Raw genomic sequence first — 25754 nt, 5'->3', positions numbered from 1 at the left:
AATCCTGTGGGCTTGGACCGAGAAGTGTGGGCTAGGCGGCAAGGGGACGGCGTCGGCAGCGCCGCGTCAGACTCCCTGCCGAGCCGCGCGGCGCCGGATGGCGACGAGGAGGAGTCCACCCAGAAGCAGCGCGCCGGCAGCCCATGGCAGCACGGGGATGCCTGTGGACTCGACGGTTCCGCCCGTCGCGGCGAGCCCTGTGACTTCGAGGTACTGCCAGCCGATCACGGCGCCGGTCGAGTCCGTCACGACCAGGCGGTGCGTCCCAGCGGCGAGACCCGCGGGCACTGTGAACGTCACAGAGCCGGATGCCGACACAGTCGCCTGCCCGAGGTACGTGGGGGTCGAGAAGACCCATCCGTCCACGAGCTGGCCCGCGTACGCGGTTCCGACGACGATCGTGATGGTCTCGCCGGCGACGGCAGTGTTCGGCGCCTGGATCTGGTTCTGCGTCTGCGGCGTGAGCGCCGACTCGGACGGCGCCACCGGGTCGCCGACGGGTGTGAGGCCGCCGCCCGACCCGGAATCGCCACCACCCGAGCCGCCGGAGCCCCCGCCCGAGGTGGTGCAGACGATCGTCGCCTCCCGGATCGAGTATCCATCCGTCTCGCTGTCGTCGGCGTAGAAGACCGGAGCGTGTCCGTCGGCGCACAGTGCCGAACCGATGGCGAAGCCCTCGTTCGCGATGTTCTCGGCCATGCCCGACGGCGCCTCGTACGACGAAGTCACCTGGAACGTGCCTGCCAAGGGTCCGTCCTCGGCGATCGTCAGGACCGCGGTCTGCCCGTCGCACGCGTCATCGCACGCCGCCCACAGCAGGCCGGTCGACGCGTCGTAGAAGACGTCGGCAACGACAGCGAGCTTGGGGTCGATCGTCGCGACGAGCGCGGCCGATCCATCGCTTATCAGCGCAACGGCGTAGATGCGTGCGGTGCCTTCGACGCCCACGAAGAACAGTCCGTCGCCGTGACCGGCGTAACGGGTGGGGTCGTACGCCTCCCCCGTGGCCTCATCGACCAGTCCCCCGGCGACCAGCGCCGAGTCAGGGATCCAGGTGATTCCCTCCAGTCCCTGGTTGGCTGCCAGCGTCGGCAGCAGGTTCGCGAGGTTCCATTCCGCGGATGCCGTCAGCGTCGTGCCGGATGCCGAGACGTCGTAGAGCAGGACTGAGGGCCGGCTGCCGCCGCCATCGTTGTTGCGCTCGCTCGCGACGTAGATTCCGGATGCGGAGGATCCGACGAAGCCGACGCCTTCGGCATCCACCGTGCCGCCGCCGTCCGGGTAGACGAGCTCCTTGCCCTGGGCCCACTCACCGGCGACGGGCACCCAGGCTGCACTGTTCCACTCGAGCTTGTAGAGCAGGCCGTCGCCGTTCTGGACGGCCCACAGCGTCCCACGTCCGTCGCCGGTGGCCTCGTAGGCGAGTCCGCTCAGGTCGCCGCCGAACTGGTTCTCCACAGAAACGGTCGTCACGCCCTGCCCACCTGGCCATGCGGTGGCGGCGACGATTCCGACGCACTCGTTCATTGCCCCCTTGGTGACCGACTGCGAGATCTCGAACGCGCCGAGGCCATCCGGGCACCTCGCCCACGAGGTGGGAGCATGCTCGCTCCAGCTGACGCTGCCCAGCAGCGTCGTGCCGTCAGCAGCGAATAGACGCGCCTCGTCCGCGCCGCCCAGCCCGAAGCCGCCTTCGCCATCGACGTCGACGGCGAGGTAGGTACCCGGCGCCATCGTCGTGCCGTCGGCAATCACGATCTCGCTCGTGTCCTTGTTATCGCGCAGGACGTATCCGGAGACATCCACTGACTCGTCGCCGATGTTCACCAACTCGACCCAGTCGACAGGGTCCGCGTCCTTCGAGTCGACCTCGTTGATGCGCACCGGCGAGCAGTCGTTGGCGGCATCCTTCGTCGGCGAGAACGTCAGGACGAACTCCCCCGTGCCGTCGGGGCAGCGGCCGTACGTCGTTCTCTCGGCGTGGTCCTCCCACGCGTAGCTGTCGACGAGGGTCTCTCCGCCGGGCAGGTACAGGCGTGCGGTGTCGGGGTTGCCGAGTCCGAACGCGTCAGGATCGACGTCGGTCACCACGGCGAGGAAGCCGCCCGGAGCGAGCAAGGTCCCCGGAGCGATCACGAACGCGTGCTCATCGACGTTGTCGCGCAGGATCCAGCTGGTGAGGTCGACCGTCACGTCTCCCGTGTTGTGCAGCTCGATCCAGTCGCCGGGCTCGCCGCCCGAGGACTCGACCTCGTTGATGACGACGTCTTGCCAGCCGGCCGGCGGCGGGCAGTCGTTGGCCGCGCCCGGGGTGGGCGCTTCGGTCTCTCCGAAGGCGCCGACAGCATCCGGGCACCGGCCCCAGGTCTCGTCGGCGGTGGCCGTCCAGCTCGTCTCGTCGATCAGCGTGGTGCCGTCCGCTGCGAATAGGCGGGCGCTGTCGGCTCCGCCGAGCCCGCTGGTCTCGACGACGACGTATCCGCCGGCCGGCACGATCGAGGTCGCTGCGATGGTGGTCTTCGGCTCCCCGGCGTCAGCGATCACCAGACCGGTCATGTCGATTGCCGTAGCCGTCGGGTTGTAGATCTCGACCCAGTCCGCGCCCTCGCCGGAGGACTCGACCTCGTTGAGGACGAGCTCGCCGACCGGGTTGACCTCGGGGCAGTCGTTGGCGGCGCCAGGGGTGGCGGTGACGTTCATGACGAACTCGCCGGTCGCGTCGGGGCACCGACCCCACGAGGGGTCGGCGTGGGTGTCAGCGGTCCACTGCGTCTCGTCGACAAGGGTGACCCCGTCTGCAAGGAAGAGGCGGAACTGGTCGCCCTTGCCGAGACCGAAGCCGAAGTGCGTCCCGTTGGTCAGCACAACGTAGCCGCCGGCCGGGACGATGGTCCCTGAGGGGAGAACGTCCTCGCGCGGGCTGCTGTCGTCCACGTGCCACCCCGAGATGTCGACGTCCGCATCACCGGTGTTGTGGATCTCGGCCCAGTCATCGGGGTCGGACGAGACCTCCGTGATGAGGATGCCGTCAGCACCGACCGGTCGGACGCAGTCGTTTACGGCACCGGGGGTCGCGGTCGCGGTCATCTCGAAGGCGCCGGTCACGTCGGGGCAGCGTCCCCAGGACGGCGCGGCGTGGGTGTCCGCGGGCCACGCCGTCTCGTCGACGAGAGTCGTGCCGTCCTCGAGGTACAGGTGGAACTGATCACCGTCACCGAGGCCGAACGCGAAGTGCGTGCCGTTCTGAAGCACGAGGTAGCCGCCCGCCGGAACGATCGTGCCCTCGGGCAGCGGTGCCAGCGCGTCGACCTTGGCGTCGCGGACCATCCATCCCGAGATGTCGACGGGCGTCGTGCCGTCATTGTGCAGCTCGACCCAGTCGGCCGGCTCACCCTGCGACGTGACCTCGTTGATCGTGATGTTGTCGGGCCCCGCAGTAGCCGGGCAGTCGTTGGCAGCACCGGGCGTGGCGGTCTCCGTCAGACCGAACTCACCGGTTCCGTCCGGGCAGCGACCCCAGGTGGTCGCAGGTTTGCTCGTGAAGGCGTACTCGTCGACGATCGTGCCGTCCGGGAGCGCAACGTGTACCTCGTCACCGCTCTTGCCCAACCCGAAGTCGAAGTGATCTTTGTTCGAAAGCACGAGGTATCCACCCGCCGGGACGACGAGGCCGGCCCGCAACGTGGAGGTGTTCTTGTCGTCCCGCACGATCCATCCGCTGATGTCGACATCCGTGTCACCCGTGTTTGCGAGCTCGACCCAGTCTTCGGCTACCGCGTCGTCGGGTTGGATCTCGTTGATCACCACCGACGGGATCTCGATCGGATCCGCGCTTGCTGCTCCCGGCACCGCCACGGCGAAGGAGAGCCCGAGAATCACGGACAGGACGGCGGCGAGGCGTCGGCGCATGGCGAGTACTCCTGCAGGTCGGTGCGGGGGATGGCGCGCCGATGTGTCGGGTCAGGGACCCCGGGACGGGCGCTCGCCCAGCCTCACGACTCCAGGCAAAGAAGCGGTGAACGGGTTGCGAACCGGGGGTGGTCGCTCGGTGTCACCCCTGATAACCGCGGCATCGGACACGGCGAGGGCTCCTGCAGCCACCGTGGCAGGCACCCGGCAGACACCGCGGCGCCCCGGGGAACGGTATCCCCGGGGCGCCGGCGCACGATGAGCGCGTGTGGGCGGAGGCCTCAGTTCAGCCGATTGACGATGTCGGCGTTCACGTCACCGGTCAGTGCGATGTACTCGCCGTTGATCACGAGAGTCGGGGTTCCCTGCCCACCCTCGGGGCTGGTCGGGATCTCTCGGGTCTGCGTTGCGACGAAGTCCACGTACGTGCGATCGGTGACACACTCGTCGATGCCCGTGACACCCGCGTCGGCGGCGAGGTCGATGAGCTCCTGGTCGGTCGGTCCCGCCCCGGTGACGTCGGCGGTGAGCAGCGTCTGCGAGAACGCGTAAGCGGCGTCGGCATCCTGCGTCGCGATGCAGTACAGCGCGCTGGCCGAGCGCTCCGAAAAGTCCGTGCCGGATGCGGCATTCAGGCCGGAGAGCGCGACAGGATGCAGATTGAGGGTGATGTCTCCCGACGTGACGAGCTCGTCGAGCGTCGGCCCATACACGTCTTCGAAGTCCTGGCAGTGCGGGCAGTAGAAGTCGAACCAGACGTCGACCTCGTTCGAGCCTTCGCCGACCACGATCGCTCCGGTCGACGTGTTGATGCCCGGCCCCTCGGGGACAGCACCCGGAGCGCTGGCCGCATTGTTCATCCACACCACGAGGGCGCCGATCAGAACGAGAGCCGCGACGACCGCGACGCTGATCCAGATCGCGAAGTAGTTGTTCTTTTTCGCCGGTGCTGCCATTTCCTGTTCCTCCGGATGCTGTGTCCGGCCGGCTCGTCGCCGGCTCTCGCCTCTCAGGCCCCCGCGATCGGCTGCGGAGTGACGCCGAACGGAGCAAGCTCCGCGGCGCCGCCATCGGGTGCGGTCAGCACCCAGATACCACCATCGTGCACGGCGACGCTATGTTCCCAATGTGAACCGTCTGTGCCGTCGACGGTGGACACCGTCCAGTCGTCGTCCTCGACGAAGGTTGCCTGGTCGCCCGCGACGACCATCGGCTCGATGGCGAGGACCAGCCCGGGGCGCACCTCGGCTCCCGGATCGCTCGTGCGGTAGTTGAACACGGGCGGTGCCTCGTGCATCTTCCGCCCGATGCCGTGACCGATGTAGTCCCGCAGAATGCCGTACCCGCCCTCCGGGGCGTGGGTTTTGACGTAGCCCTCGATCGCCGCGCCGACCTCGCCCACGTGGGACGCCGTCGCGAGCGCCGCGATCCCGGCCCACAACGAGCCGCGTGTCACCTCCGAGAGCCGCTCACGAGCAGCTACCAGCTCGGGGCGTTCCGCATCGGGCAGGACGATCGTGATGGCGGAGTCGCCGTTCCAGCCCCGGTACTCGGCGCCGGCATCCACGGACAGGATGTCGCCCGGTTGCAGCACGTAATCACCAGGGATGCCGTGGACGACCTGCTGGTTCACCGACGCGCACACGGTGTGACGGTAGCCACGCACGAGCTGGAAGTTCGAACGGGCGTCGCGAGCGGTGATGACCGCGGATGCCGCAGCGTCGAGCTCAATCGTTCTGACACCCGGCACCGCAAGCGCGCGGACCGCATCGAGCGCGGCGGCGGTGATCAGTCCAGGTTCGACCATCGCCCGCAGCTGAGCGGGGGTCTTGTAGATCGATCGACGCAGCACGGCGCCCGGTCAGCCGGTGATGCCGCGCGCAGACAGCGCCGCGGCGATGCGATCGGCGATCTCGTCGAGTGAGCCGACGCCGTCGATGGTGTCGACGATGCCCCGCTCGCGGTAGACATCGAGAATCGGTGCTGTCTCGCGCTCGTAGATCGCGAGACGGTTCGCGATGACCTCTTCGGTGTCATCCGTACGGCCTTGGTCGATGGCGCGCTGCGTGAGCCGGGCGATCGACTCGTCGCGCGGGACCGAAAGCTCGATCACGGCATCCAGCGACTCACCCCGGCCCTCGAGGAAGGCGTCGAGGTCGCCGACCTGGCCGAGATTGCGGGGATACCCGTCGAGGAGGAAACCATTGCCGGCGTCGTCCTGGGCGAGGCGGTCGCGCACGATCTCGCTGGTCAGCGAGTCCGGCACCAGGTCTCCGGCCTCGATGATCGCTTTGACCTGCTGTCCGAGCGGAGTGCCGTCCTTGACGTTCGCGCGGAAGACGTCTCCCGTCGAGATCACCGGGATCGACAGCGCTTCTCCGATTCGGACGCCCTGCGTCCCCTTCCCCGAGCCCTGCGGACCGACGATGAGAAGGCGAGCGGAGGGGAGGTCGGCGGAGCGCGTCATCGGAGGAGCCCTTCGTAGTGTCGCTGCTGCAGCTGCGCATCGATCTGCTTCACGGTCTCAAGACCCACACCGACGATGATGAGGATCGATGCGCCGCCGAACGGGAAGTTCTGGTTGGCACCGACAAGTGCCAGCGCGAACAGCGGAAGCAGCGCGATCAGACCGAGGTAGAGCGAGCCCGGCAGCGTGATGCGGGTGAGCACGTAGTCGAGGTACTCGGCGGTGGGGCGGCCCGCACGGATGCCGGGAATGAACCCGCCGTACTTCTTCATGTTGTCGGCGACCTCGACCGGGTTGAACGTGATCGCGACGTAGAAGTACGTGAAGCCGACGATGAGCAGGAAGTACACGATCATGTAGATCGCGCTGTCACCGTTCGTGAGGTTGTTGCTGATCCACACGACCCACGGTGCGGCCTCTTGGCCCGGCTGCGGCTGGTTGAACTGCGCGATCAGTGCCGGGATGTACAGCAGCGACGAGGCGAAGATGACGGGCACGACGCCGGCCATGTTGACCTTGATCGGAATGTAGGTGTTGGTTCCGCCGTAGGTGCGACGGCCCACCATCCGCTTGGCGTACTGCACCGGGATGCGGCGCTGGGACTGCTCCACGAACACCACCAGCCCGACCACCACGATGCCGACAGCCAGGACGAGCAGGAAGGTCTCGAATCCGCGCGACTGCCAGATCGCCCACAGCGAGGCGGGGAAGGCGGCGGCGATCGAGGTGAAGATGAGGATCGACATGCCGTTACCGATGCCGCGCTCGGTCACGAGCTCCGCGAACCACATGATGAGGCCGGTACCGGCGGTCATCGTGATGATCATGAGCAGCTGCGCCCACCACGCGTCGTTGGTGAGCAGCTGCTCGCACTCGGGGATACCCGTGGTGCCGAACAGCTGACCGCTGCGCGCGACGGTCACAAGCGTCGTGGACTGCAGAAGAGCGAGCGCGATCGTGAGGTACCGCGTGTACTGGGTGAGCTTGGCCTGCCCGGCCTGGCCCTCCTTGTAGAGAGCCTCGAAGTGCGGGATGACCACACGCAGCAGCTGCACGATGATCGTCGCCGTGATGTAGGGCATGACACCGAGGGCGAAGATCGACAGCTGCAGCAGCGCGCCACCCGAGAACAGGTTGACAAGAGCGAGCAGTCCCTCGGTGCCGCTGGAGTCGCGCAGACACTGCTGCACGTTCGGGAAGTCCACGAACGGTGTGGGCACATGCGCACCCAGGCGATAGAGGGCGATGATGGCCAGGGTGAACCCGATCTTGCGACGAAGGTCGGGAGTGCGGAACACCCGCGCGATGGCGCTGAACAAGAGGATTCCTCCAAGGGGATGCCGACACGCTCGGGCGCGCCAACGTCCAGGCTAACCGAAGGAGGGGCCGGAGATGTCTCCGGCCCCTCCTTTCAGGTACTACTCCGCCGACGCAGCGGTCGCGACGGACCCGCCAGCGGCGACGATCTTCTGCTGGGCCGAACCCGAGACCTTGTCGACCGTGACGGTGAGCTTCACCGAGATGTCGCCGTCGCCGAGGACCTTGACCTTCTCGTTCTTGCGCACCGCACCCTTGGCGACGAGGTCGCTCACGGTGACGTCTCCACCCTGGGGGTAGAGCTCGGCGAGCGTCGACAGGTTCACGACCTGGTACTCGACGCGGAACGGGTTCTTGAATCCGCGCAGCTTCGGGGTACGCATGTGCAGCGGCATCTGCCCACCCTCGAAGCCCACCTTGACCTGGTAACGGGCCTTCGTGCCCTTGGTGCCACGGCCTGCGGTCTTGCCCTTGGATCCTTCACCGCGACCCACACGGGTCTTCGCGGTGTTGGCGCCGGGAACCGGACGAAGGTGGTGCACCTTGAGCACGCCGGGGCGCGTCGCGGGAACGACATCCTTCTTCGCCGCAGCAGCCTTGGCCGGAGCCTTCTTGGCGGGAGCGGCCTTCTCTGCCGGCGCATCGGCGGCGGCCTTGGCCGGAGCCTTGCGCGCGGGAGCCTTCTTCTCGGCGGGCGCATCCGACGCGGCCTTGGCCGGAGCCTTGCGCGCCGGGGCCTTCTTCGGAGCCTCAGCCACAGCTTCTGCGGCCTCGACCTTCTCGCCCGCACTGAGCTTGGACGAAGTGTTGTCTGCCATTAGTCGATCTCCTCAACCTTCACGAGGTGAGCGACGGTCTTGACGTACCCGCGCGTCTGCGCGTCGTCGGGCCGGACGACGGAGTCGCCGATCCGCTTGAGACCGAGCGAACGCAGCGTGTCCCGCTGGTTCTGCTTCTCACTCACCTTGGACTTGACCTGCGTGACCTTCAGTCGAGCAGCCATCAGGCACCTACCTTCTGCGCGGCCGTTGCCTCAGCCTCGGCACGGACCAGACGAGCCGGCGCGACCTGATCGAAGTCGAGACCGCGACGAGCGGCGACCGAACGCGGCTCCTCGAGCTGCTGGAGCGCCTCGACGGTCGCGTGGACGATGTTGATCGTGTTCGACGAGCCGAGCGACTTGGACAGCACGTCGTGGATGCCGGCGCACTCGAGCACGGCGCGAACCGGACCACCGGCGATAACACCGGTACCGGCGGCGGCGGGGCGCAGCAGCACGACGCCGGCGGCTGCCTCACCCTGCACGGGGTGCGGGATGGTGGAGCCGGAGCGCGGGACACGGAAGAAGTTGCGCTTGGCCTCTTCGACACCCTTCGAGATCGCCAGGGGCACCTCGCGGGCCTTCCCGTAGCCGACACCGACCACGCCGTTGCCGTCACCGACGACCACGAGGGCGGTGAAGCTGAAGCGACGTCCACCCTTCACGACCTTCGACACGCGGTTGATCGTGACGACGCGCTCCAGGAACTGGTTGTCGCCCCGGTCACGCGACCCGCGGTCACGGTTGGGGTTGCGCTCGCGGCTGCCCCGGCGCGGCTCGCGCTCGCGCTCGGTCGTCGCCGCGGCCTCGGCCGCCGGCTGCTCCGTCGTGCCTTCGGCAGTGGTCACGTCGTTCTCCACGTTGTTGTTGTTCTCGGTCACAGGTTCAGACCTCCCTCGCGGGCGCCGTCGGCGATCGCCGCGACCCGTCCCGCATAGCGGTTGCCACCGCGGTCGAACACGACATCCGAGACCCCAGCCGCCTTCGCGCGCTCGGCGACGAGCTCGCCGACCTTGCGTGCCTTCGCGGTCTTGTCACCGTCGAACCCGCGCAGGTCGGTCTCGAGAGTGGATGCCGAGGCGAGCGTGTGGCCCTGGCTGTCGTCGACGACCTGCACGAACACGTGACGGGCAGAACGGGTGACGACCAGGCGCGGACGCTCGGCGGTGCCGACGACCTTCTTGCGAAGGCGGGCGTGACGACGCGCGCGCGCGTCGGACTTCGTCTTCACGGTCATGGTTACTTACCAGCCTTTCCGGCCTTGCGACGCACGACCTCGCCGGCGTAGCGAATGCCCTTGCCCTTGTAGGGTTCCGGCTTGCGGATCTTTCGGATGTTGGCGGCGACCTCACCGACGGCCTGCTTGTCGATGCCGCTCACGGTGACCTTGTTGTTGCCCTCGACCGTGAAGCTGATGCCGGTCGGCGGCTCGACGAGCACGGGGTGCGAGAAGCCGAGGGCGAACTCGATCGAACTGCCCTTCTGCGCCACGCGGTAACCGGTGCCGACGACCTCGAGGCCCTTGGTGTAGCCCTGGGTCACGCCAATGATGTTGTTGTTGATCAGAGTGCGGGTCAGGCCGTGCAGCGAACGCGACTCGCGCTCGTCGTCGGGACGGGTGACGAGCACCTGACCCTCTTCGACCTTCACTTCGATGGGGCGCGCGACGGTGAGCGAAAGCTCACCCTTCGGGCCCTTGACGGCGACATCCTGGCCCTCGACCGTGATGGTCACGCCGGCGGGGATGTCGATGGGAAGACGTCCAATACGCGACATGTCAGATCACCACACGTAGGCGAGGACTTCCCCACCCACGCCCTTCTGCTCGGCCTGACGGTCGGTGAGAAGACCGGAGGAGGTGGACAGGATCGCAACGCCGAGGCCGCCGAGAACGGTGGGGATCTCGGTGGACTTCGCGTACACGCGCAGACCGGGCTTCGACACGCGCTTGATGCCCGCGATCGAACGCTCCCGGTTGGGGCCGTACTTGAGGGTCATGGTCAGGGTCTGGCCCACGCGGGCGTCCTCGACCGACCAGTCCGAGATGTAGCCCTCCTGCTTGAGGATCTCGGCGATGTGCGTCTTGAGCTTCGAGCTCGGCAGCGACACGGAGTCGTGGTGCGCCGAGTTCGCGTTGCGCAGCCGGGTCAGCATGTCTGCGACCGGGTCTGTCATGGTCATGGGGTTCTTCTTTCTTTCACCAGGTTTCGACGCCCGTTACGCGGACGCCGACCTGTGGTGGCGAAGGCCCGGAGGTCCCGGGACTTCAGGGGAGGATCAGGCCTGCTGCTCGGCGCTGCGGAACGGGAAGCCGAGGTGACGCAGGAGGGCACGGCCTTCGGCATCCGTCTTGGCGGACGTGACGATCGTGATGTCGAAGCCTCGGACGCGATCGATCTTGTCCTGGTTGATCTCGTGGAAGATCGACTGCTCCTGCACGCCGAACGTGTAGTTGCCGTTGCCGTCGAACTGCTTGTCCGAGAGGCCACGGAAGTCACGGATGCGGGGCAGCGCGAGGCTCACGAGACGGTCGATGAACTCCCACGCACGGTCGCCACGGAGGGTGACGTGCGCGCCGATGGCCTGCCCCTCGCGCAGCTTGAACTGCGCGATGGACTTGCGGGCCTTCGTGACGACCGGCTTCTGACCGGTGATCTTCGTGAGGTCGTCGACCGCACCATCGATCACCTTGCTGTCACGAGCTGCCTCGCCGACACCGGTGTTCACGACGACCTTGACCAGGCCGGGGATCTGCATGACGTTCGCGTAACCGAACTCGTCCTGCAGCGCCTTCTTGATCTCGCCGTTGTACTTCTGCTTGAGGCGAGGCTGGATTTTGCCAGTCTCGACGGCAGTTGCAGTGCTCATGTTCAGAGGTCCTTGCCTGACTTCTTCGCGTAGCGCACGCGGACCGTGCGCTTGACGCCGTCCTTGACCTGCTCCTCGACCCGGTGACCGACCCGCGTGGGCTTCTTGGTCTCGGGGTCCACGAGCTGGACGTTGGAGATGTGGATCGGCGCCTCGATGGTCTCGATGCCGCCGGTCTTGGTTCCGCGCTGGGACTGGCCCACGCGGGTGTGCTTGGTGACGTAGTTCACGCCCTCGACGATGACGCGGTCCTGTTCGGTCAGCACCTCGAGAACCGTGCCCTGCTTGCCGCGGTCGCCGCCGCGCTCCGGGGTCGGACCCGAGATGACCTGGACCAGGTCACCCTTCTTGATGTTCGCCATGGGTTACAGCACCTCCGGGGCGAGCGAGACGATCTTCATGAACTTCTTGTCGCGAAGCTCACGGCCGACCGGCCCGAAGATACGGGTGCCACGGGGCTCCCCGTCGTTCTTCAGGATGACGGCGGCGTTCTCGTCGAACTTGATGTAGGAACCGTCGGGACGACGGGTCTGCTTGACCGTGCGCACCACGACCGCCTTGACGACGTCGCCCTTCTTGACGTTGCCGCCGGGGATCGCGTCCTTGACGGTTGCGACGATGATGTCGCCGAGACCGGCGTACCGACGGTTCGAGCCGCCGAGCACGCGAATGGTCAACAGCTCCTTCGCGCCGGTGTTGTCCGCCACCTTGAGGCGGGATTCGTTCTGAATCATCGGTTACTTCGCCTTCTCGAGGATCTCGACCAGGCGCCAGCGCTTCGTGGCGCTCAGCGGACGGGTCTCGTTGATGAGGACGAGGTCACCGACGCCGGCGGTGTTCGCCTCGTCGTGGGCCTTCACCTTGGACGTGCGGCGGATGACCTTGCCGTAGAGGGGGTGCTTCACGCGGTCCTCGACCTCGACGACGATCGTCTTGTCCATCTTGTCCGACACGACGTAACCGCGGCGGGCCTTGCGGTAGCCACGGGCGTTGGGGTCACGCACGTCGTGCTCAGCGTGCTCGTGTCCGACCTCGACCGGAGCCTCGACCGTCTCCTCAGCGGCGGCCTTGGCGGGAGCCTTCTTGGCAGGCGCCTTCTTGGCCGGAGCCTTCTCGGTGGTGTTCTCTGTGGTGGCCATCACTCAGCCTCCTCCTTGGCGGCGGCGTCGTCATCCGACTTCGCGGCATTCGTCTTGCGAGCCTTGGTCGCCTTCTCGACGGGCGTGGGCGTGGCACGGATGCCGAGCTCGCGCTCGCGGATGACGGTGTACAGCCGCGCGATGTCGCGCTTGACCGCACGGATGCGGCCGTGGCTGTCGAGCTGACCCGTGGCCGACTGGAAGCGCAGGTTGAACAGCTCTTCCTTGGCCTTGCGCAGCTCCTCGACCAGGCGCTGGTCTTCGAACGTGTCCAGCTCGCTCGGGGCGAGCGTCTTGGTGCCGATCGCCATTACGCGTCGCCCTCCTCGCGCTTGATGATGCGTGCCTTCAGGGGCAGCTTGTGGATGGCACGGGTCAGGGCCTCACGAGCGAGCTGCTCGTTGACGCCGGCGACCTCGAACAGGACGCGACCCGGCTTGACGTTTGCGACCCACCACTCCGGCGAGCCCTTACCCGAACCCATGCGGGTTTCTGCGGGCTTCTTGGTGAGCGGACGGTCGGGGTAGATGTTGATCCACACCTTTCCACCACGCTTGATGTGACGGGTCATCGCGATACGAGCGGACTCGATCTGACGGTTGGTCACGTAAGCGGGGGTCAGGGCCTGAATGCCGAACTCACCGAACGACACCTTCGTGCCACCGGTGGCCTGACCATCGCGGCCCGGGTGGTGCTGCTTGCGGTACTTGACCTTGCGGGGGATGAGCATTATGCCGACGCTCCTTCTGCGACCGGGGCCTCAGCGGCGCGGTTGTCACGACGGGGGCCGCGACGGTCGCCACGCTCGCGCGCAGGCTTCTGGTTCGCCTGCTCGCGGGCCAGTTCCTTGTTGGTGAGGTCGCCCTTGTAGATCCAGACCTTCACGCCGATGCGACCGAAGGTGGTCTTGGCTTCGTAGAAGCCGTAGTCGATGTTCGCGCGCAGCGTGTGCAGGGGCACACGGCCTTCGCGGTAGAACTCCGACCGGCTCATCTCCGCGCCACCGAGGCGACCGGAGACCTGGATGCGGACACCCTTGGCGCCGGCACGCTGCGCACCCTGCAGACCCTTGCGCATCGCACGGCGGAACGCCACACGAGCAGACAGCTGCTCGGCGATGCCCTGCGCGACCAGCTGAGCGTCGGCCTCGGGGTTCTTGACCTCGAGGATGTTCAGCTGGATCTGCTTACCGGTGAGCTTTTCGAGGTCGGCGCGGATGCGCTCGGCCTCGGCTCCGCGGCGGCCGATCACGATGCCGGGGCGCGCGGTGTGGATGTCGACGCGGACGCGGTCACGCGTGCGCTCGATCTCGATGTTGCTGACGCCGGCGCGGTCGAGCTGCGTCTTGAGCAGACGACGGATCTTGATGTCCTCGGCCACGTAGTCGGCGTACCGCTGGCCCGGCTTCGTCGAATCCGAGAACCACCGCGACACGTGGTCGGTGGTGATGCCCAGGCGGAAGCCGTACGGGTTGACTTTCTGTCCCATTACTTGCTCGCCTTCTTGGTCTGGGAAGCGGGCGCGGTCTCGGCCACCTCGGGCGTCGCGAGGACGACCGTGATGTGGCTGGTGCGCTTCTTGATCTGGAATGCACGACCCTGCGCCCGCGGCTGGAACCGCTTGAGCGTCGTGCCCTCGTCGACATACGCGTTCTTGACGAACAGCGCACCCTCGTCGAAGTACGAGCCGTCGTTGTCGGCCTTCACGCGAGCGTTCGCGATCGCCGAAGCGACGAGCTTGTAGATCGGCTCGCTGGCGCCCTGCGGCGCGAACTTCAGGATCGCGAGGGCCTCTTCGGCCTGCTTGCCCTTGATGAGAGCGACGACACGACGAGCCTTCTGAGGGGTCACGCGGATGTGTCGCACGCGTGCGATGGACTCCACCATTTCTCTCTCCTCTTGCGCCCCCGCGTCAGCGGCGGCGGCCCTTCTTGTCGTCCTTCTCGTGGCCGCGGAAGGTGCGGGTGGGCGCGAACTCGCCCAGCTTGTGGCCGACCATGGTCTCGGTCACGAACACGGGGATGTGCTTGCGACCGTCGTGCACGGCGATCGTGTGTCCGAGCATGGCCGGGATGATCATCGAGCGACGCGACCAGGTCTTGATCACGTTCTTGGAGCCGGATTCGTTCTGGGAGACGACCTTGCGAAGCAGGTGCTCGTCGACGAAGGGGCCCTTCTTGAGACTGCGTGGCATCTTCTGTTCCTACCTACTTGCGCTTCTTGCCGGCCGTACGGCGGCGGACGATGAGCTTGTCGCTTTCCTTGTTGGCGTGGCGCGTACGGCCCTCCGCCTGACCCCACGGGGTCACGGGGTGACGTCCACCGGATGTCTTGCCCTCACCACCACCGTGCGGGTGGTCGACCGGGTTCATCGCGACACCGCGGACGGTGGGGCGAACGCCCTTCCAGCGCTTGCGACCGGCCTTACCCCAGTTGATGTTCGACTGCTCGGCGTTGCCGACCTCACCGATCGTCGCGCGGCAGCGGGCATCCACGTTGCGGATCTCACCTGAGGGCAGACGAAGCTGCGCGTAGGGACCGTCCTTGGCGACAAGACGCACCGCGGCGCCTGCCGAGCGGGCCATCTTCGCACCGCCGCCGGGACGCAGCTCGATGGCGTGCACCACGGTACCGGTGGGGATGTTGCGCAGCGGCAGGTTGTTGCCGGGCTTGATGTCAGCGGCCGGGCCGGACTCGACGATGTCACCCTGCTGCAGCTTGTTCGGCGCGAGGATGTACCGCTTCTCGCCGTCGACGTAGTGCAGCAGCGCGATGCGCGCGGTGCGGTTGGGGTCGTACTCGATGTGGGCGACCTTGGCGTCGATGCCGTCCTTGTCATTGCGACGGAAGTCGATGACGCGGTACTGACGCTTGTGTCCGCCACCGATGTGACGCGTGGTGATGCGGCCCTGGTTGTTGCGGCCGCCGGTCTTGGCGATGGGGCGAAGGAGCGACTTCTCGGGCGTCGATCGGGTGATCTCAGCGAAGTCCGCCACCGACGAGCCGCGGCGACCGGGGGTCGTGGGCTTGTACTTGCGAATTGCCATGTCTCTAGTCCTCTATCCCGACTGTCAGCCGACGGCCGTGAAGATGTCGATGGAGCCCGACTTCAGCGTGACGATGGCGCGCTTGGTGTCCTTGCGCTTGCCCATGCCGAAACGGGTGCGACGGGCCTTGCCGACGCGGTTGATCGTGTTGACCGAGGCCACCTTGACGCCGAAGATCTTCTCGATCGCGAGCTTGATCTCGGTCTTGGTCGCGCGGGGGTCCACGAGGAAGGTGTACTTGCCCTCGTCGATGAGCCCGTAGCTCTTCTCCGACACCACCGGCTTGAGGATGATGTCGCGCGGGTCCTTGTTGACAGCGGTCATGCCGAGACCTCCGAGGTAGCGCCCGTCTTCGACGCGACGAACGCGTCGTAAGCGGCCTTGGTGAAGACGATGTCGTCCGAGACGAGCACGTCGTAGGCGTTGAGCTGGTCGACGTAGAGCACGTGCACGTACGCGAGGTTGCGCACGCTCAGGATGCTGGTTTCGTCGTCGCGCGTGACGACCACGAGCACGTTCTTGGCCGGCGCAAGGTTGCCGAGGACCGCGACCGCGGCCTTGGTCGACGGTGCACCCTCGATGCCGAACGAGTCGACGATGTGCAGACGCTCACCGCGCGCACGGTCGCTGAGCGCACCGAGCAGAGCCGCGGCGATCATCTTCTTGGGGGTGCGCTGGCCGTAGTCACGGGGCTTGGGTCCGTGGACGATGCCACCGCCGGTCATGTGGGGCGCACGGATGGAACCCTGACGGGCGTTACCCGTGCCCTTCTGCTTGAAGGGCTTGCGGCCGGCACCGGAGACCTCGCCGCGACGCTTGGTCGAGTGCGTGCCCTGGCGCGCCGCGGCGCGCTGTGCCACGACGACCTGGTGGATGAGGGGGATGTTCGTCTTGACGTCGAACAGGGCGGCGGGCAGCTCCACGGAGCCTGCCTTCTTGCCGTCCGCCTTGTGGACGTCGAGCGCGAGAGTCGAGTCAGCCATGATCAGGCACCCTTCACTGCGTTGCGGACGTAGACGATGCGACCGCGCGCACCGGGAACAGCGCCCTTGACGAGCAGCAGTCCCTTCTCGGCGTCGACGGCGTGCACCGTGAGGTTGAGGACGGTGACACGCTCGCCACCCATGCGACCGGCCATGCGCATGCCCTTGAAGACACGGCTGGGCGTCGAGGACGCACCGATCGAGCCGGGCTTGCGGTGGTTGCGGTGCGCACCGTGCGAGGCCGAGACGCCCTTGAAGTTGTGACGCTTCATGACACCCGCGGTGCCCTTGCCCTTGCTCGTGCCGACGACGTCGACGAGCTGGCCCGCCTCGAACACGCCGTCGACGGTGAGCTCCTGACCGAGTGAGTAGTCAGCAGCATCCGCCGTGCGCACCTCGGCGAGGTGGCGGCGCGGGGTGACGCCGGCGGCCTCGAAGTGAGCCGAGAGCGGCTTGTTCACCTTGCGGGGGTCGATCTGGCCGTACGCGATCTGCACGGCGTTGTAGCCGTCCTTCTCGGGCGTGCGAACCTGGGTGACCACGTTGGGGGCCACCTCGATGACCGTGACGGGAACGAGCTTGCCGTTCTCGTCCCAGACCTGGGTCATGCCGAGCTTGGTGCCCAGCAGGCCCTTGGAAACCTTTTCGTTGATGTGTGCCATGGTCGAGGTCCTCAGAGCTTGATCTCGATGTTGACGTCGGCCGGCAGGTCAAGGCGCATCAGCGAGTCGACGGCCTTGGGCGTCGGGTCGATGATGTCGATCAGACGCTTGTGGGTGCGCATCTCGAAGTGCTCGCGGCTGTCCTTGTACTTGTGGGGCGACCGGATGACGCACACGACGTTCTTCTCGGTCGGAAGCGGCACGGGTCCTACCACCGTCGCGCCCGCTCGGGTAACGGTGTCGACGATCTTGCGCGCCGAGCTGTCAAGCCCCGCGTGGTCGTACGACTTCAGGCGAATGCGGATCTTCTGTCCCGCCATTGTCTGCTCACTCTCTTTTCTCGCGTCGTACCTCTGGGCCCCGATCGGTTCGGGGCACGGGCATTGGACGCACCGTGGCGCTCGCGCGCCGTGGCACTTCACTCCGCATAGTGCGGATGCTGCACCGCTGTTCTGATGTCAACCCGGAGGCTCTCGCATCCGGTCCCGCACGCGCGCCATCCTGCTTCTCCCCCATGCCGGATCGCTCCGGATGTCGGGTTCACAGGAATGCTGTGTGGGAAACGTGTTCTGCTGCCCGCGGCCTAGACTCTGCGCTCTCGCACGTTCTATGCACTGCCCTGGCAGTGATCCGGGCACACGTCAATGCGCACCGGAATGTGGAACCTGACTAGTCTACGTGCATCCCGGGCGTGTCGCAAACTCACGCAGGAGGTGCGGCGAATGCCCCGCGACACGACGAGAGCCCCCGCCGAAGCGGGGGCTCTCGATGAGATCGTGCGTGGGCGCTCAGGCGTCCTGGCGCTCGCGACGAGCCGCGAAGACCGTGACGAGCACGCCACCCAGCAGCAGCACGCCACCACCGATCCAGACCCCGAGCATCGAGCCCGCGTCGAAACCGGTCTCGGCCATCGAACCGCCCGACGAAGACGCCGTGATGGAGACGGAGGTGCTGTCACCGGACGACTGGCCCGCTGCGAGGAGCGTGTAGGTTCCGGTGGCGTTGGACGGCAGCGTGACCTCGACGGAGGCAGCCCCGGTGCCACTGGCCGCCTTGGTGATCGAGGCCGAGCTGACCGCGAACTTGACCATTGCGAGGGTTGCGCCGGCGCCGTTCTCACCCGTGAGCGTGAAGAGGACGCTTTCGTTCGGCGCGAAGCCGCTGAAGCTGAACGTCCCCGAACCGCCCGGTGCGATCGTGGTGGGACCACTGATCGGCGTCGGTGTGTAGGCGGAGGCAGCCGCGGGCGCAGCGATGATGGCGGCAGCTGCGATGGCTACCGCGGCGATCTTGGTGCGAAGGCTCTTCATGGTGTCTCCCCGAAGATTGATAAGTCTGCGTTTGTGGTGTGTACCGACATGCGGCGTGGGGGGCGTTGTGCGCGGAGGCAGCAGCTGCCTGGAACAGCCCTCGTCCTCCCCGAGTGCTCCCAGGCTACCCACAGTTTCGCCAATACCACAATCCGACGGCCATCACGGGACGCAATGTTCACCAACCCGAAACATCGCGATCGGCCTCCGGGCGCCGTGTTCGTCGCGCACAGACGGCAATCCGAAGCCCGCTGCCGGCTCGGATGAGGACTCTCTCATGGCATGCGAAGAGGGCCGCCCGCACAGCGGACGACCCTCTTCTCAAGGTTTCGAAGATTACTTCAGGATCTTCGTGACCGTGCCGGCGCCGACGGTGCGGCCACCCTCACGGATCGCGAATCCGAGACCCTCTTCCATGGCGATCGGCTGGATGAGCTCGACCGTCATGTCGGTGGTGTCGCCGGGCATGACCATCTCGGTGCCCTCGGGCAGCGTGATGACGCCGGTGACGTCGGTGGTGCGGAAGTAGAACTGCGGGCGGTAGTTCGTGAAGAACGGGTTGTGACGCCCACCCTCGTCCTTGGACAGGATGTACGCCGTGCCCTCGAAGTTGGTGTGCGGGGTGACCGAGCCGGGCTTGACGACGACCTGGCCGCGCTCCACGTCCTCACGCTTGGTGCCACGAAGCAGCAGACCACAGTTCTCACCGGCCCACGCCTCGTCGAGCTGCTTGTGGAACATCTCGATACCGGTGACGGTCGTCTTCTGCGTCGGGCGCAGACCCACGATCTCGACCTCGGAGTTGATGGCCAGGGTGCCACGCTCGGCACGGCCCGTGACGACGGTGCCACGACCGGTGATCGTGAACACGTCCTCGATGGGCATGAGGAACGGCTTGTCCTTGTCACGCACCGGGTCGGGGATGGACTCGTCGACGGCCTCCATGAGGTCGAGGATCGACTGCGTCCACTTCTCGTCACCCTCGAGAGCCTTCAGGCCCGAGACGCGGACGACGGGAGCGTTGTCGCCGTCGAAGTCCTGGCTGGAAAGCAGCTCGCGGACCTCGAGCTCGACGAGCTCCAGGATCTCCTCGTCGTCGACCATGTCGGCCTTGTTCAGCGCGACGAGCAGGTAGGGAACACCGACCTGCTTGGCGAGCAGAACGTGCTCACGGGTCTGCGCCATCGGACCGTCGGTGGCGGCGACCACGAGGATCGCGCCGTCCATCTGGGCAGCACCGGTGATCATGTTCTTGATGTAGTCGGCGTGACCCGGGGCGTCGACGTGCGCGTAGTGACGCTTCGGGGTCTCGTACTCGACGTGCGAGATGTTGATCGTGATACCGCGCTGACGCTCCTCGGGAGCCGAGTCGATCGACGCGAAGTCACGCTGCACGTTGGTGGCCGACGGGTACTTGTCGGCGAGCACCTTCGAGATCGCCGCGGTGAGCGTCGTCTTGCCGTGGTCAACGTGACCGATCGTTCCGATGTTCACGTGCGGCTTGGTCCGCTCGAACTTGGCCTTAGCCACTGGGTCCTCCTCAGGACGGTCGTGTAGAAGCTCCGGGCGCTGGATTGCGACCGGCTCTCTACGGGGATGTCTCTCAGTCTAGGCGAGAGGGTGTGTGTGTTTTCTGGTGTGAAGTTGTAAACCCCGAAGAACCGGATGCCGGAGGTCCGGCATCCGTGGCGATTACTCGCCCTTGTTCTTCTGGACGATCTCGTCGGCGACGGCCTTGGGGACCTCGGCGTAGCTGTCGAACTCCATCGAGTAGACCGCACGGCCCGAGGTCTTCGAGCGCAGGTCGCCGATGTAGCCGAACATCTCCGACAGCGGGACGAGGGCGCGCACGACCTTGACGCCGGCAGCGTCCTCCATCGACTGGATCTGCCCGCGGCGGGAGTTCAGGTCGCCGATGACGTCACCCATGTACTCCTCGGGAGTACGCACCTCGACCGCCATGAGCGGTTCGAGGATGACCGGGTTGGCCTTGCGGACAGCCTCCTTGAAGCCCATCGAACCGGCGATCTTGAACGCCATTTCGGAGGAATCGACGTCGTGCGAGGCGCCATCGATCAGCGTCGCCTTGACGCCGACCATGGGGTAGCCCGCGAGGACGCCGACGTTCATCGCGTCCTGGAAGCCCTGGTTGGTCGGCTCGATGTACTCGCGCGGGATCCGGCCACCGGTGACCTTGTTCTCGAACTCGTAGATCTTCTCGGCCGTGACCTCGAGGGGCTCGATCGCGAACTGGATCTTCGCGAACTGGCCGGACCCACCGGTCTGCTTCTTGTGCGTGTAGTCGTGCCGCTCGACGGCCTTCTTGATCGTCTCGCGGTACGCCACCTGCGGCTTGCCGACGTTCGCCTCGACCTTGAACTCGCGCTTCATGCGGTCCACGAGGATGTCCAGGTGCAGCTCGCCCATGCCCTTGATGACCGTCTGACCGGTCTCGGCATTCTGCTCGACACGGAACGTCGGGTCCTCTTCGGCCAGCTTCTGGATCGCCAGACCCAGCTTCTCCTGGTCGGCCTTGGTCTTGGGCTCGATGGCAACCTCGATGACCGGCTCGGGGAAGGTCATCGACTCGAGCACGACCTGGTGGTCGGCATCCGAGAGCGTGTCGCCGGTCGTCGTGTCCTTGAGACCGATGACGGCGTAGATGTGGCCGGCGGTGACGGAGTCGACCGGGTTCTCCTTGTTGGCGTGCATCTGGAAGATCTTGCCGACGCGCTCCTTCTTGCCCTTGGTCGAGTTGACGACCGCAGAACCGGAGTCCAGGTGACCCGAGTAGACGCGGATGTAGGTGAGGCGACCGAAGAACGGGTGCGAGACGACCTTGAACGCGAGAGCCGCGAACGGCTCCTCGCGGTCAGCGTGGCGCTCGATGATCTTCTCTTCGTCCTTGGGGTCGTGCGCCTCGATCGAGGGGACATCCAGGGGCGAGGGGAGATAGTCGACGACAGCGTCCAGCATCGGCTGCACACCGCGGTTCTTGAACGCCGACCCACACAGCACGGGGTAGGCCTCACCGGCGATCGTGAGTTTGCGGACGGCGCCCTTGATCTCTTCGGGGGTGAGCTCCTCGCCACCGAAGTACTTCTCCAGCAGCGCCTCGTCGCTCTCGGCGACGGCTTCGAGCAGCTTCTCGCGGTACTCCTCGGCCTTCTCGACGAGGTCGGCGGGAATGTCCTGGATCTCGTACTTCGCGCCCATCGTCACGTCACCCTTGGCGTCACCGGGCCACACCAGCGCACGCTTGTAGATGAGGTCCACGACACCGACGAAGTCGTTCTCGACACCGATCGGGATCTGCAGCACGAGGGGCTTGGCCTTCAGCCGGCTGACGATCGTGTCGACGGTGAAGTAGAAGTCGGCGCCCAGCTTGTCCATCTTGTTGACGAAGCAGATGCGGGGCACGTTGTACTTGTCGGCCTGACGCCACACCGTCTCGGACTGGGGCTCGACCCCCTCCTTGCCGTCGAAGACCGCGACGGCGCCGTCGAGCACGCGAAGCGAGCGCTCGACCTCGACCGTGAAGTCAACGTGACCCGGGGTGTCGATGATGTTGATCTGGTTGCCCTCCCAGAAGCAGGTGACTGCCGCGGAGGTGATCGTGATGCCGCGCTCCTGCTCCTGCTCCATCCAGTCGGTGGTGGCAGCGCCGTCGTGGGTTTCGCCGATCTTGTGGTTGACACCCGTGTAGAACAGGATGCGCTCGGTCGTCGTCGTCTTGCCGGCGTCGATGTGAGCCATGATGCCGATGTTGCGGACCTTGTTCAGGTCGGTGAGCACTTCTTGTGCCACGGGGTGTCCTTACGTGTGGTGAGGGATGTCGCGGACCTGCTGTTCCCGCAGGTTCGTGGCCTGCGGGAACAGCAGAGGGGATTACCAGCGGTAGTGGGCGAACGCGCGGTTCGACTCGGCCATCTTGTGGGTGTCTTCGCGGCGCTTGACCGCGGCACCGAGGCCATTCGAGGCGTCCAGGATCTCGTTCTGCAGACGCTCGGTCATCGTCTTCTCACGACGGCCCTTCGCGTAGCTGACGAGCCAGCGCAGCGCGAGCGTGTTCGCACGGTGCGGCTTGACCTCGACGGGAACCTGGTAGGTGGAGCCACCGACGCGGCGGCTCTTGACCTCGAGGGTGGGGCGCACGTTGTCGAGCGCCTTCTTGAGGGTGGCGACGGCATCCTGACCGTTCTTGGCCTCGACGCCCTGCAGGGCGCCGTAGACGATCGACTCGGCCAGCGACTTCTTGCCGTCGACGAGGATCTTGTTGACCAACTGGGTGACGATCGGTGCGCCGTAAACGGGGTCGTTGACGACGGGGCGCTTGGGGGCGGGACCCTTACGAGGCATTGTTCTCAGCCCTTCTTCGCGCCGTAGCGACTACGGGCCTGCTTGCGGTTCTTGACGGCCTGGGTGTCCAGGGCGCCGCGAACGATCTTGTAGCGAACACCGGGAAGGTCCTTGACACGGCCGCCGCGGACGAGCACGAGCGAGTGCTCCTGCAGGTTGTGGCCCTCGCCGGGGATGTAGGCGGTGACCTCGGTGCCGTTGCGCAGCTTCACACGAGCGACCTTGCGCATCGCCGAGTTCGGCTTCTTCGGGGTGGTGGTGTAGACGCGGGTGCAGACCCCGGCCTGCTGCGGGTTCGACTTCAGTGCGGGAGCCTTGGTCTTGGAGACCTTCGGCGACCGGCCCTTGCGAACCAACTGCTGAATGGTTGGCACGTTCTCTCCTTGATTGTGCTGCACGGTGACAGCTCGTGGTTTCACCACAGATCCACCGGCGCGCCAGAAGTCCGTCGCGAGTCGTGTGGTGGATATGCCGTGGGGGTGGCCTGTTCGCAGGCCGATCCCTGAGGTGTGCGGACCGTGCTCCCCCGGTGACATGCCGAGGCACAACACAAGGGGCGCGCAGGCGCACACCCGATCAATGATACGCGGGTTTTGAGAGGGCGGTCAAACGCAGACGGATGCCGCGCCCGCTGTCAACGCGACGCGCGGACCAGCCGCAACTCCAGGTCGCCCAGAAGAACCCGATCGGCCACGGGGGCGTGGCCTCCGGGCGCGAGTTCGAGCTCGGTACCGGTGATCGAGACGACAACGACGCCGTTCGTGGAGCCGAGGTCGACGATGTGCCACTCGTCGCCGCGGAGTTCCAGGCGAGCGTGCGTCTTGGATACCGTCACGTCATCGAGCGCCACCAGCTGCGCGCCGGAGTACGCCGGGTCGGGTGACGGTCGGCGCCCCACGATCACGACCTGCGATCGCAATTCGACCTCGTCGCCGCCGGCTGTCACCAGCGACCAGCGCGGGCGGTTGCGGTGCGCCAACAGTGTCGCGTCGAAATCTCCGTCGTCGTCCGCGGATGCCGAAACAGCCGACCGCGCCATCCGTGGCGACCCCGCCGCGGGGGATCCGGCGATCGCCGAGACGGCGCCCGATGTCTCCGGAAACGCATCAGCCTCGGGTCCGGTCGCCCAGTGCTCGCCGTCGGCGACCGGCGGGAACAGCGGCGCGTCGTCATACGGGGACCGACCGCTGACGGCTGAGACGGGCGCCGGGGCGCCGGGGACGGCATCCGTCACGTCATCGATCGGCTCCCCCGAGGGAAGCAATCCCGTGGCCCCGGTCTCGGCGGGCCGCGCCGCACGGGCGGGCGGCGCAAACGGCTCCGGCGCTGGCGCCGGCTCCTCGGCGGACGCGTCTGCGTCGGACGCGGTGGGGGCTGGCGAGTCGTCCACGGCGGACGGGGTGTCGGCAGTGACGGGCGCCTGCACGGCGGGGGCAGGCTCGGACCACACCGGCGAGGGCGCCGGCGGCGCAGGCTCCGCAGGCTCCGCCTCGGTGAACTCCGCCAGCAGGTCCCACCCTTGTGCATCCACCGGCGTACCGGCGGGCGGCGCCGGCGCGGGGCCGGAGGACGATGCGGCCGGTTCTGTGACCGGCGGCGCGAACGGCGAGACCGCGGGCGGGGCCGGTGGTGGAGGGGCCGAGACGGATGACGAACGAACCGCCGTTTCGCCCACAGCAGCGACGGCACCATCCGGCGGGCTGCCCCTGCGGCGTCGGCCCTCTCGGCCGATCCACCGCGCGGACCCGAACCCGAGCACGGTCGCCCACACCGGCAGGAGCACGGCGGCGAGCACTGTCATCCCTCCCCCGTATCCGAACGACAGGTTGATGCGGTGCGCCGCGACGATCACGAGAATCGCGACGATGAGTGCGCCCAGCCCCGGAACGAGCACCAGGAGGACCCACCACCCGGGGATCCCGCCGAGCACGAGCAGTGCGTAGACGTTGACGAACGGGACCCAGGCCTTCCAGCGCGGTTCGCCGGACTTCGCGAACACGGCGGCGAGCGCCACGGCGCACCACAGGTACAGCGCGATCACCGTCACCGTGACGGGGATGAACAGGATCAGCGCCTGGTTCCACGCGATGGCGTCGCTCATGGCATCCACCCTAGGCGGCTGCGTTCCGCGGCGACACGAACGGCTCCCCCGGCGGGTCAGTCGCCGATGACGTCGCGGGGATCGAACGGGGCATCCAGCGAGCGGGCGAGGTCATCGAGCATCGCCGTGATCTGCGGTTCGACGTACTGACTCACCCCCTGTTGGATGCGCAACCGATGGTGCAGCAGGATCGTGCACACGTCGCGACCGATCATGTTGGCGTAGTCGTCGGCGAGCCCGACCTCCTGACGCAGCGCTGCTTTCGCCTCGGGGCTGAGCGGGGGGAGGGCGGGAACATCGGCGTCCGCTTCGTCTGCGAGCCCCGAGATCGTGAACAGGAAGGGAGCGCCGGGCACGGGTTCGGGATCGAGGGGCAGCCCCTCGAACTCCGGCTCGAGGCCCTCGGCCGGTCGGTAGCTCCGGGCGCGATTGCGTGCCGCCTGCTGGTCGAGCTCGGCCTGCAACATGGGAAGGTTCTGCGCCGTGTAATCGGCGACGGCGTGGTCGACGATCGTCTTGATACGAGTCGAGAGGCCGTGCTGCACGCCGTGCGGCACGTCGGAGCCGAGGCCTGCCGCCGAGAGTATCGGCGAGCCGAAGCACCGACGGCACGGGGCAACCCGCCCGCGATGAGTCGCCGGCTCCCAGCGCGGAAGCCAGCGGAGCCAGGCGTCGACGGCCTGGCTCACCTCCGTCTCGAGCGAGCGCTCCACGTCTCTACGGTAGCGCCGACGTCCGCGCGGGCCGAGGCTCGGTCGCCGCATGCGCGTGTC

The 25754-nt window shown here is 66.8% G+C and carries 32 protein-coding genes; all 32 read right to left on the bottom strand.

Annotated elements, in window-relative coordinates; translation table 11 throughout:
- Nucleotides 1-66: 66 nt before the first annotated feature.
- A complete protein-coding gene (locus AC3ENO_RS11580; protein WP_434970767.1) occupies nt 67-3909 on the bottom strand; it encodes a lamin tail domain-containing protein in 3843 nt (1280 codons plus the stop codon).
- A 281-nt stretch (nt 3910-4190) separates the two neighbouring features.
- Nucleotides 4191-4865: a DsbA family protein gene (locus AC3ENO_RS11575; RefSeq protein WP_434970766.1), complete on the bottom strand. Its 675-nt coding sequence runs from the start codon at nt 4863-4865 to the stop codon at nt 4191-4193.
- A 53-nt stretch (nt 4866-4918) separates the two neighbouring features.
- A complete protein-coding gene (gene map / locus AC3ENO_RS11570) occupies nt 4919-5761 on the bottom strand; it encodes a type I methionyl aminopeptidase (protein WP_434970765.1) in 843 nt (280 codons plus the stop codon).
- A gap of 9 nt (nt 5762-5770) precedes the next feature.
- A complete protein-coding gene (locus AC3ENO_RS11565) occupies nt 5771-6376 on the bottom strand; it encodes an adenylate kinase (RefSeq protein WP_434970764.1) in 606 nt (201 codons plus the stop codon).
- A complete protein-coding gene (secY, locus tag AC3ENO_RS11560; protein ID WP_434970763.1) occupies nt 6373-7695 on the bottom strand; it encodes a preprotein translocase subunit SecY in 1323 nt (440 codons plus the stop codon). Before secY ends, AC3ENO_RS11565 begins: the two co-directional genes overlap by 4 nt.
- A 99-nt stretch (nt 7696-7794) precedes the next feature.
- The gene (rplO, locus tag AC3ENO_RS11555; RefSeq protein ID WP_434970762.1) at nt 7795-8511 is read right to left on the bottom strand and encodes a 50S ribosomal protein L15; all 717 of its coding nucleotides are present in this window, start codon (nt 8509-8511) and stop codon (nt 7795-7797) included.
- Nucleotides 8511-8696 (bottom strand): 50S ribosomal protein L30, encoded by a 186-nt coding sequence (gene rpmD, locus AC3ENO_RS11550; RefSeq protein ID WP_023954062.1) that lies wholly within the window; start codon nt 8694-8696, stop codon nt 8511-8513. Before rpmD ends, rplO begins: the two co-directional genes overlap by 1 nt.
- On the bottom strand, nt 8696-9394 hold the full coding sequence (rpsE, locus tag AC3ENO_RS11545; RefSeq protein ID WP_434970761.1) for a 30S ribosomal protein S5: 699 nt from the start codon (nt 9392-9394) through the stop codon (nt 8696-8698). The genes rpmD and rpsE overlap by 1 nt, the downstream gene beginning before the upstream one ends.
- Entirely contained in the window at nt 9391-9750 is a 360-nt protein-coding gene (rplR, locus tag AC3ENO_RS11540; RefSeq protein WP_434970760.1) for a 50S ribosomal protein L18, read from the bottom strand. Before rplR ends, rpsE begins: the two co-directional genes overlap by 4 nt.
- A gap of 2 nt (nt 9751-9752) precedes the next feature.
- The gene (rplF, locus tag AC3ENO_RS11535) at nt 9753-10289 is read right to left on the bottom strand and encodes a 50S ribosomal protein L6 (protein WP_434970759.1); all 537 of its coding nucleotides are present in this window, start codon (nt 10287-10289) and stop codon (nt 9753-9755) included.
- A gap of 6 nt (nt 10290-10295) precedes the next feature.
- Nucleotides 10296-10694 (bottom strand): 30S ribosomal protein S8, encoded by a 399-nt coding sequence (gene rpsH, locus AC3ENO_RS11530; protein WP_179430951.1) that lies wholly within the window; start codon nt 10692-10694, stop codon nt 10296-10298.
- 96 nt (nt 10695-10790) lie between these two features.
- On the bottom strand, nt 10791-11381 hold the full coding sequence (rplE, locus tag AC3ENO_RS11525; RefSeq protein WP_434970758.1) for a 50S ribosomal protein L5: 591 nt from the start codon (nt 11379-11381) through the stop codon (nt 10791-10793).
- A 2-nt stretch (nt 11382-11383) separates the two neighbouring features.
- Nucleotides 11384-11743, bottom strand: a complete 360-nt coding sequence (rplX, locus tag AC3ENO_RS11520; protein WP_434970757.1) for a 50S ribosomal protein L24 — start codon at nt 11741-11743, stop codon at nt 11384-11386.
- 3 nt (nt 11744-11746) lie between these two features.
- Complete coding sequence (gene rplN, locus AC3ENO_RS11515) at nt 11747-12115, bottom strand: 50S ribosomal protein L14 (RefSeq protein ID WP_434970756.1); 369 nt, start codon at nt 12113-12115, stop codon at nt 11747-11749.
- Between the two features lie 3 nt (nt 12116-12118).
- Nucleotides 12119-12385 (bottom strand): 30S ribosomal protein S17, encoded by a 267-nt coding sequence (rpsQ, locus tag AC3ENO_RS11510; protein WP_434970811.1) that lies wholly within the window; start codon nt 12383-12385, stop codon nt 12119-12121.
- A gap of 134 nt (nt 12386-12519) precedes the next feature.
- Nucleotides 12520-12831 carry a 50S ribosomal protein L29 gene (gene rpmC, locus AC3ENO_RS11505; RefSeq protein WP_434970755.1) on the bottom strand — a complete coding sequence of 104 codons (312 nt, stop codon included), beginning with the start codon at nt 12829-12831 and terminating at the stop codon, nt 12520-12522.
- Nucleotides 12831-13250 carry a 50S ribosomal protein L16 gene (rplP, locus tag AC3ENO_RS11500; RefSeq protein ID WP_195692939.1) on the bottom strand — a complete coding sequence of 140 codons (420 nt, stop codon included), beginning with the start codon at nt 13248-13250 and terminating at the stop codon, nt 12831-12833. The genes rpmC and rplP overlap by 1 nt, the downstream gene beginning before the upstream one ends.
- A complete protein-coding gene (gene rpsC, locus AC3ENO_RS11495) occupies nt 13250-14008 on the bottom strand; it encodes a 30S ribosomal protein S3 (RefSeq protein ID WP_195692938.1) in 759 nt (252 codons plus the stop codon). Before rpsC ends, rplP begins: the two co-directional genes overlap by 1 nt.
- The gene (gene rplV / locus AC3ENO_RS11490) at nt 14008-14406 is read right to left on the bottom strand and encodes a 50S ribosomal protein L22 (RefSeq protein WP_434970754.1); all 399 of its coding nucleotides are present in this window, start codon (nt 14404-14406) and stop codon (nt 14008-14010) included. The genes rpsC and rplV overlap by 1 nt, the downstream gene beginning before the upstream one ends.
- Before the next feature lie 25 nt (nt 14407-14431).
- Nucleotides 14432-14713 (bottom strand): 30S ribosomal protein S19, encoded by a 282-nt coding sequence (rpsS, locus tag AC3ENO_RS11485; RefSeq protein WP_194423760.1) that lies wholly within the window; start codon nt 14711-14713, stop codon nt 14432-14434.
- 13 nt (nt 14714-14726) lie between these two features.
- Nucleotides 14727-15566, bottom strand: coding sequence for a 50S ribosomal protein L2 (gene rplB, locus AC3ENO_RS11480; protein WP_434970753.1), 840 nt, complete (start codon nt 15564-15566; stop codon nt 14727-14729).
- Nucleotides 15567-15590: 24 nt separating this feature from the next.
- Nucleotides 15591-15890 carry a 50S ribosomal protein L23 gene (gene rplW, locus AC3ENO_RS11475; protein ID WP_434970752.1) on the bottom strand — a complete coding sequence of 100 codons (300 nt, stop codon included), beginning with the start codon at nt 15888-15890 and terminating at the stop codon, nt 15591-15593.
- A complete protein-coding gene (rplD, locus tag AC3ENO_RS11470) occupies nt 15887-16549 on the bottom strand; it encodes a 50S ribosomal protein L4 (protein ID WP_434970751.1) in 663 nt (220 codons plus the stop codon). Before rplD ends, rplW begins: the two co-directional genes overlap by 4 nt.
- A 2-nt stretch (nt 16550-16551) precedes the next feature.
- Nucleotides 16552-17211 carry a 50S ribosomal protein L3 gene (gene rplC / locus AC3ENO_RS11465; RefSeq protein ID WP_434970750.1) on the bottom strand — a complete coding sequence of 220 codons (660 nt, stop codon included), beginning with the start codon at nt 17209-17211 and terminating at the stop codon, nt 16552-16554.
- Between the two features lie 11 nt (nt 17212-17222).
- The gene (gene rpsJ / locus AC3ENO_RS11460; protein WP_013584016.1) at nt 17223-17531 is read right to left on the bottom strand and encodes a 30S ribosomal protein S10; all 309 of its coding nucleotides are present in this window, start codon (nt 17529-17531) and stop codon (nt 17223-17225) included.
- A 468-nt stretch (nt 17532-17999) separates the two neighbouring features.
- Complete coding sequence (locus AC3ENO_RS11455) at nt 18000-18521, bottom strand: hypothetical protein (protein ID WP_434970749.1); 522 nt, start codon at nt 18519-18521, stop codon at nt 18000-18002.
- A gap of 336 nt (nt 18522-18857) precedes the next feature.
- Nucleotides 18858-20051 (bottom strand): elongation factor Tu, encoded by a 1194-nt coding sequence (gene tuf, locus AC3ENO_RS11450; protein ID WP_434970748.1) that lies wholly within the window; start codon nt 20049-20051, stop codon nt 18858-18860.
- A gap of 162 nt (nt 20052-20213) precedes the next feature.
- Nucleotides 20214-22328 carry an elongation factor G gene (fusA, locus tag AC3ENO_RS11445; RefSeq protein WP_434970747.1) on the bottom strand — a complete coding sequence of 705 codons (2115 nt, stop codon included), beginning with the start codon at nt 22326-22328 and terminating at the stop codon, nt 20214-20216.
- An 81-nt stretch (nt 22329-22409) separates the two neighbouring features.
- The gene (gene rpsG / locus AC3ENO_RS11440) at nt 22410-22880 is read right to left on the bottom strand and encodes a 30S ribosomal protein S7 (RefSeq protein WP_434970746.1); all 471 of its coding nucleotides are present in this window, start codon (nt 22878-22880) and stop codon (nt 22410-22412) included.
- A 5-nt stretch (nt 22881-22885) separates the two neighbouring features.
- Entirely contained in the window at nt 22886-23254 is a 369-nt protein-coding gene (rpsL, locus tag AC3ENO_RS11435; RefSeq protein ID WP_013584051.1) for a 30S ribosomal protein S12, read from the bottom strand.
- 260 nt (nt 23255-23514) lie between these two features.
- Nucleotides 23515-24981, bottom strand: a complete 1467-nt coding sequence (locus AC3ENO_RS11430; RefSeq protein WP_434970745.1) for a DUF5684 domain-containing protein — start codon at nt 24979-24981, stop codon at nt 23515-23517.
- A gap of 56 nt (nt 24982-25037) precedes the next feature.
- Complete coding sequence (locus AC3ENO_RS11425) at nt 25038-25694, bottom strand: spermidine/putrescine ABC transporter substrate-binding protein (RefSeq protein WP_434970744.1); 657 nt, start codon at nt 25692-25694, stop codon at nt 25038-25040.
- Between the last annotated feature and the right edge of the window lie 60 nt (nt 25695-25754).

The organism is Microbacterium sp. bgisy207 (assembly GCF_057706855.1).
Note: the sequence above shows the minus strand (reverse complement) of the source record. Positions and strands in the feature narration are given on the sequence as shown.

Excerpts from the sequence above, each read along its gene's own strand:
- AC3ENO_RS11580 (WP_434970767.1), bottom strand. The coding sequence starts at position 3,909 with ATGCGCCGACGCCTCGCCGCCGTCCTGTCCGTGATTCTCGGGCTCTCC.
- AC3ENO_RS11575 (WP_434970766.1), bottom strand. The coding sequence starts at position 4,865 with ATGGCAGCACCGGCGAAAAAGAACAACTACTTCGCGATCTGGATCAGC.
- AC3ENO_RS11565 (WP_434970764.1), bottom strand. The coding sequence starts at position 6,376 with ATGACGCGCTCCGCCGACCTCCCCTCCGCTCGCCTTCTCATCGTCGGT.
- rplO (WP_434970762.1), bottom strand. The coding sequence starts at position 8,511 with ATGGCAGACAACACTTCGTCCAAGCTCAGTGCGGGCGAGAAGGTCGAG.
- rpmD (WP_023954062.1), bottom strand. The coding sequence starts at position 8,696 with ATGGCTGCTCGACTGAAGGTCACGCAGGTCAAGTCCAAGGTGAGTGAG.
- rplR (WP_434970760.1), bottom strand. The coding sequence starts at position 9,750 with ATGACCGTGAAGACGAAGTCCGACGCGCGCGCGCGTCGTCACGCCCGC.
- rplF (WP_434970759.1), bottom strand. The coding sequence starts at position 10,289 with ATGTCGCGTATTGGACGTCTTCCCATCGACATCCCCGCCGGCGTGACC.
- rpsH (WP_179430951.1), bottom strand. The coding sequence starts at position 10,694 with ATGACCATGACAGACCCGGTCGCAGACATGCTGACCCGGCTGCGCAAC.
- rplE (WP_434970758.1), bottom strand. The coding sequence starts at position 11,381 with ATGAGCACTGCAACTGCCGTCGAGACTGGCAAAATCCAGCCTCGCCTC.
- rplX (WP_434970757.1), bottom strand. The coding sequence starts at position 11,743 with ATGGCGAACATCAAGAAGGGTGACCTGGTCCAGGTCATCTCGGGTCCG.
- rplN (WP_434970756.1), bottom strand. The coding sequence starts at position 12,115 with ATGATTCAGAACGAATCCCGCCTCAAGGTGGCGGACAACACCGGCGCG.
- rpmC (WP_434970755.1), bottom strand. The coding sequence starts at position 12,831 with ATGGCGATCGGCACCAAGACGCTCGCCCCGAGCGAGCTGGACACGTTC.
- rplP (WP_195692939.1), bottom strand. The coding sequence starts at position 13,250 with ATGCTCATCCCCCGCAAGGTCAAGTACCGCAAGCAGCACCACCCGGGC.
- rpsC (WP_195692938.1), bottom strand. The coding sequence starts at position 14,008 with ATGGGACAGAAAGTCAACCCGTACGGCTTCCGCCTGGGCATCACCACC.
- rplV (WP_434970754.1), bottom strand. The coding sequence starts at position 14,406 with ATGGTGGAGTCCATCGCACGCGTGCGACACATCCGCGTGACCCCTCAG.
- rpsS (WP_194423760.1), bottom strand. The coding sequence starts at position 14,713 with ATGCCACGCAGTCTCAAGAAGGGCCCCTTCGTCGACGAGCACCTGCTT.
- rplB (WP_434970753.1), bottom strand. The coding sequence starts at position 15,566 with ATGGCAATTCGCAAGTACAAGCCCACGACCCCCGGTCGCCGCGGCTCG.
- rplW (WP_434970752.1), bottom strand. The coding sequence starts at position 15,890 with ATGACCGCTGTCAACAAGGACCCGCGCGACATCATCCTCAAGCCGGTG.
- rplD (WP_434970751.1), bottom strand. The coding sequence starts at position 16,549 with ATGGCTGACTCGACTCTCGCGCTCGACGTCCACAAGGCGGACGGCAAG.
- rplC (WP_434970750.1), bottom strand. The coding sequence starts at position 17,211 with ATGGCACACATCAACGAAAAGGTTTCCAAGGGCCTGCTGGGCACCAAG.
- rpsJ (WP_013584016.1), bottom strand. The coding sequence starts at position 17,531 with ATGGCGGGACAGAAGATCCGCATTCGCCTGAAGTCGTACGACCACGCG.
- AC3ENO_RS11455 (WP_434970749.1), bottom strand. The coding sequence starts at position 18,521 with ATGAAGAGCCTTCGCACCAAGATCGCCGCGGTAGCCATCGCAGCTGCC.
- rpsG (WP_434970746.1), bottom strand. The coding sequence starts at position 22,880 with ATGCCTCGTAAGGGTCCCGCCCCCAAGCGCCCCGTCGTCAACGACCCC.
- AC3ENO_RS11430 (WP_434970745.1), bottom strand. The coding sequence starts at position 24,981 with ATGAGCGACGCCATCGCGTGGAACCAGGCGCTGATCCTGTTCATCCCC.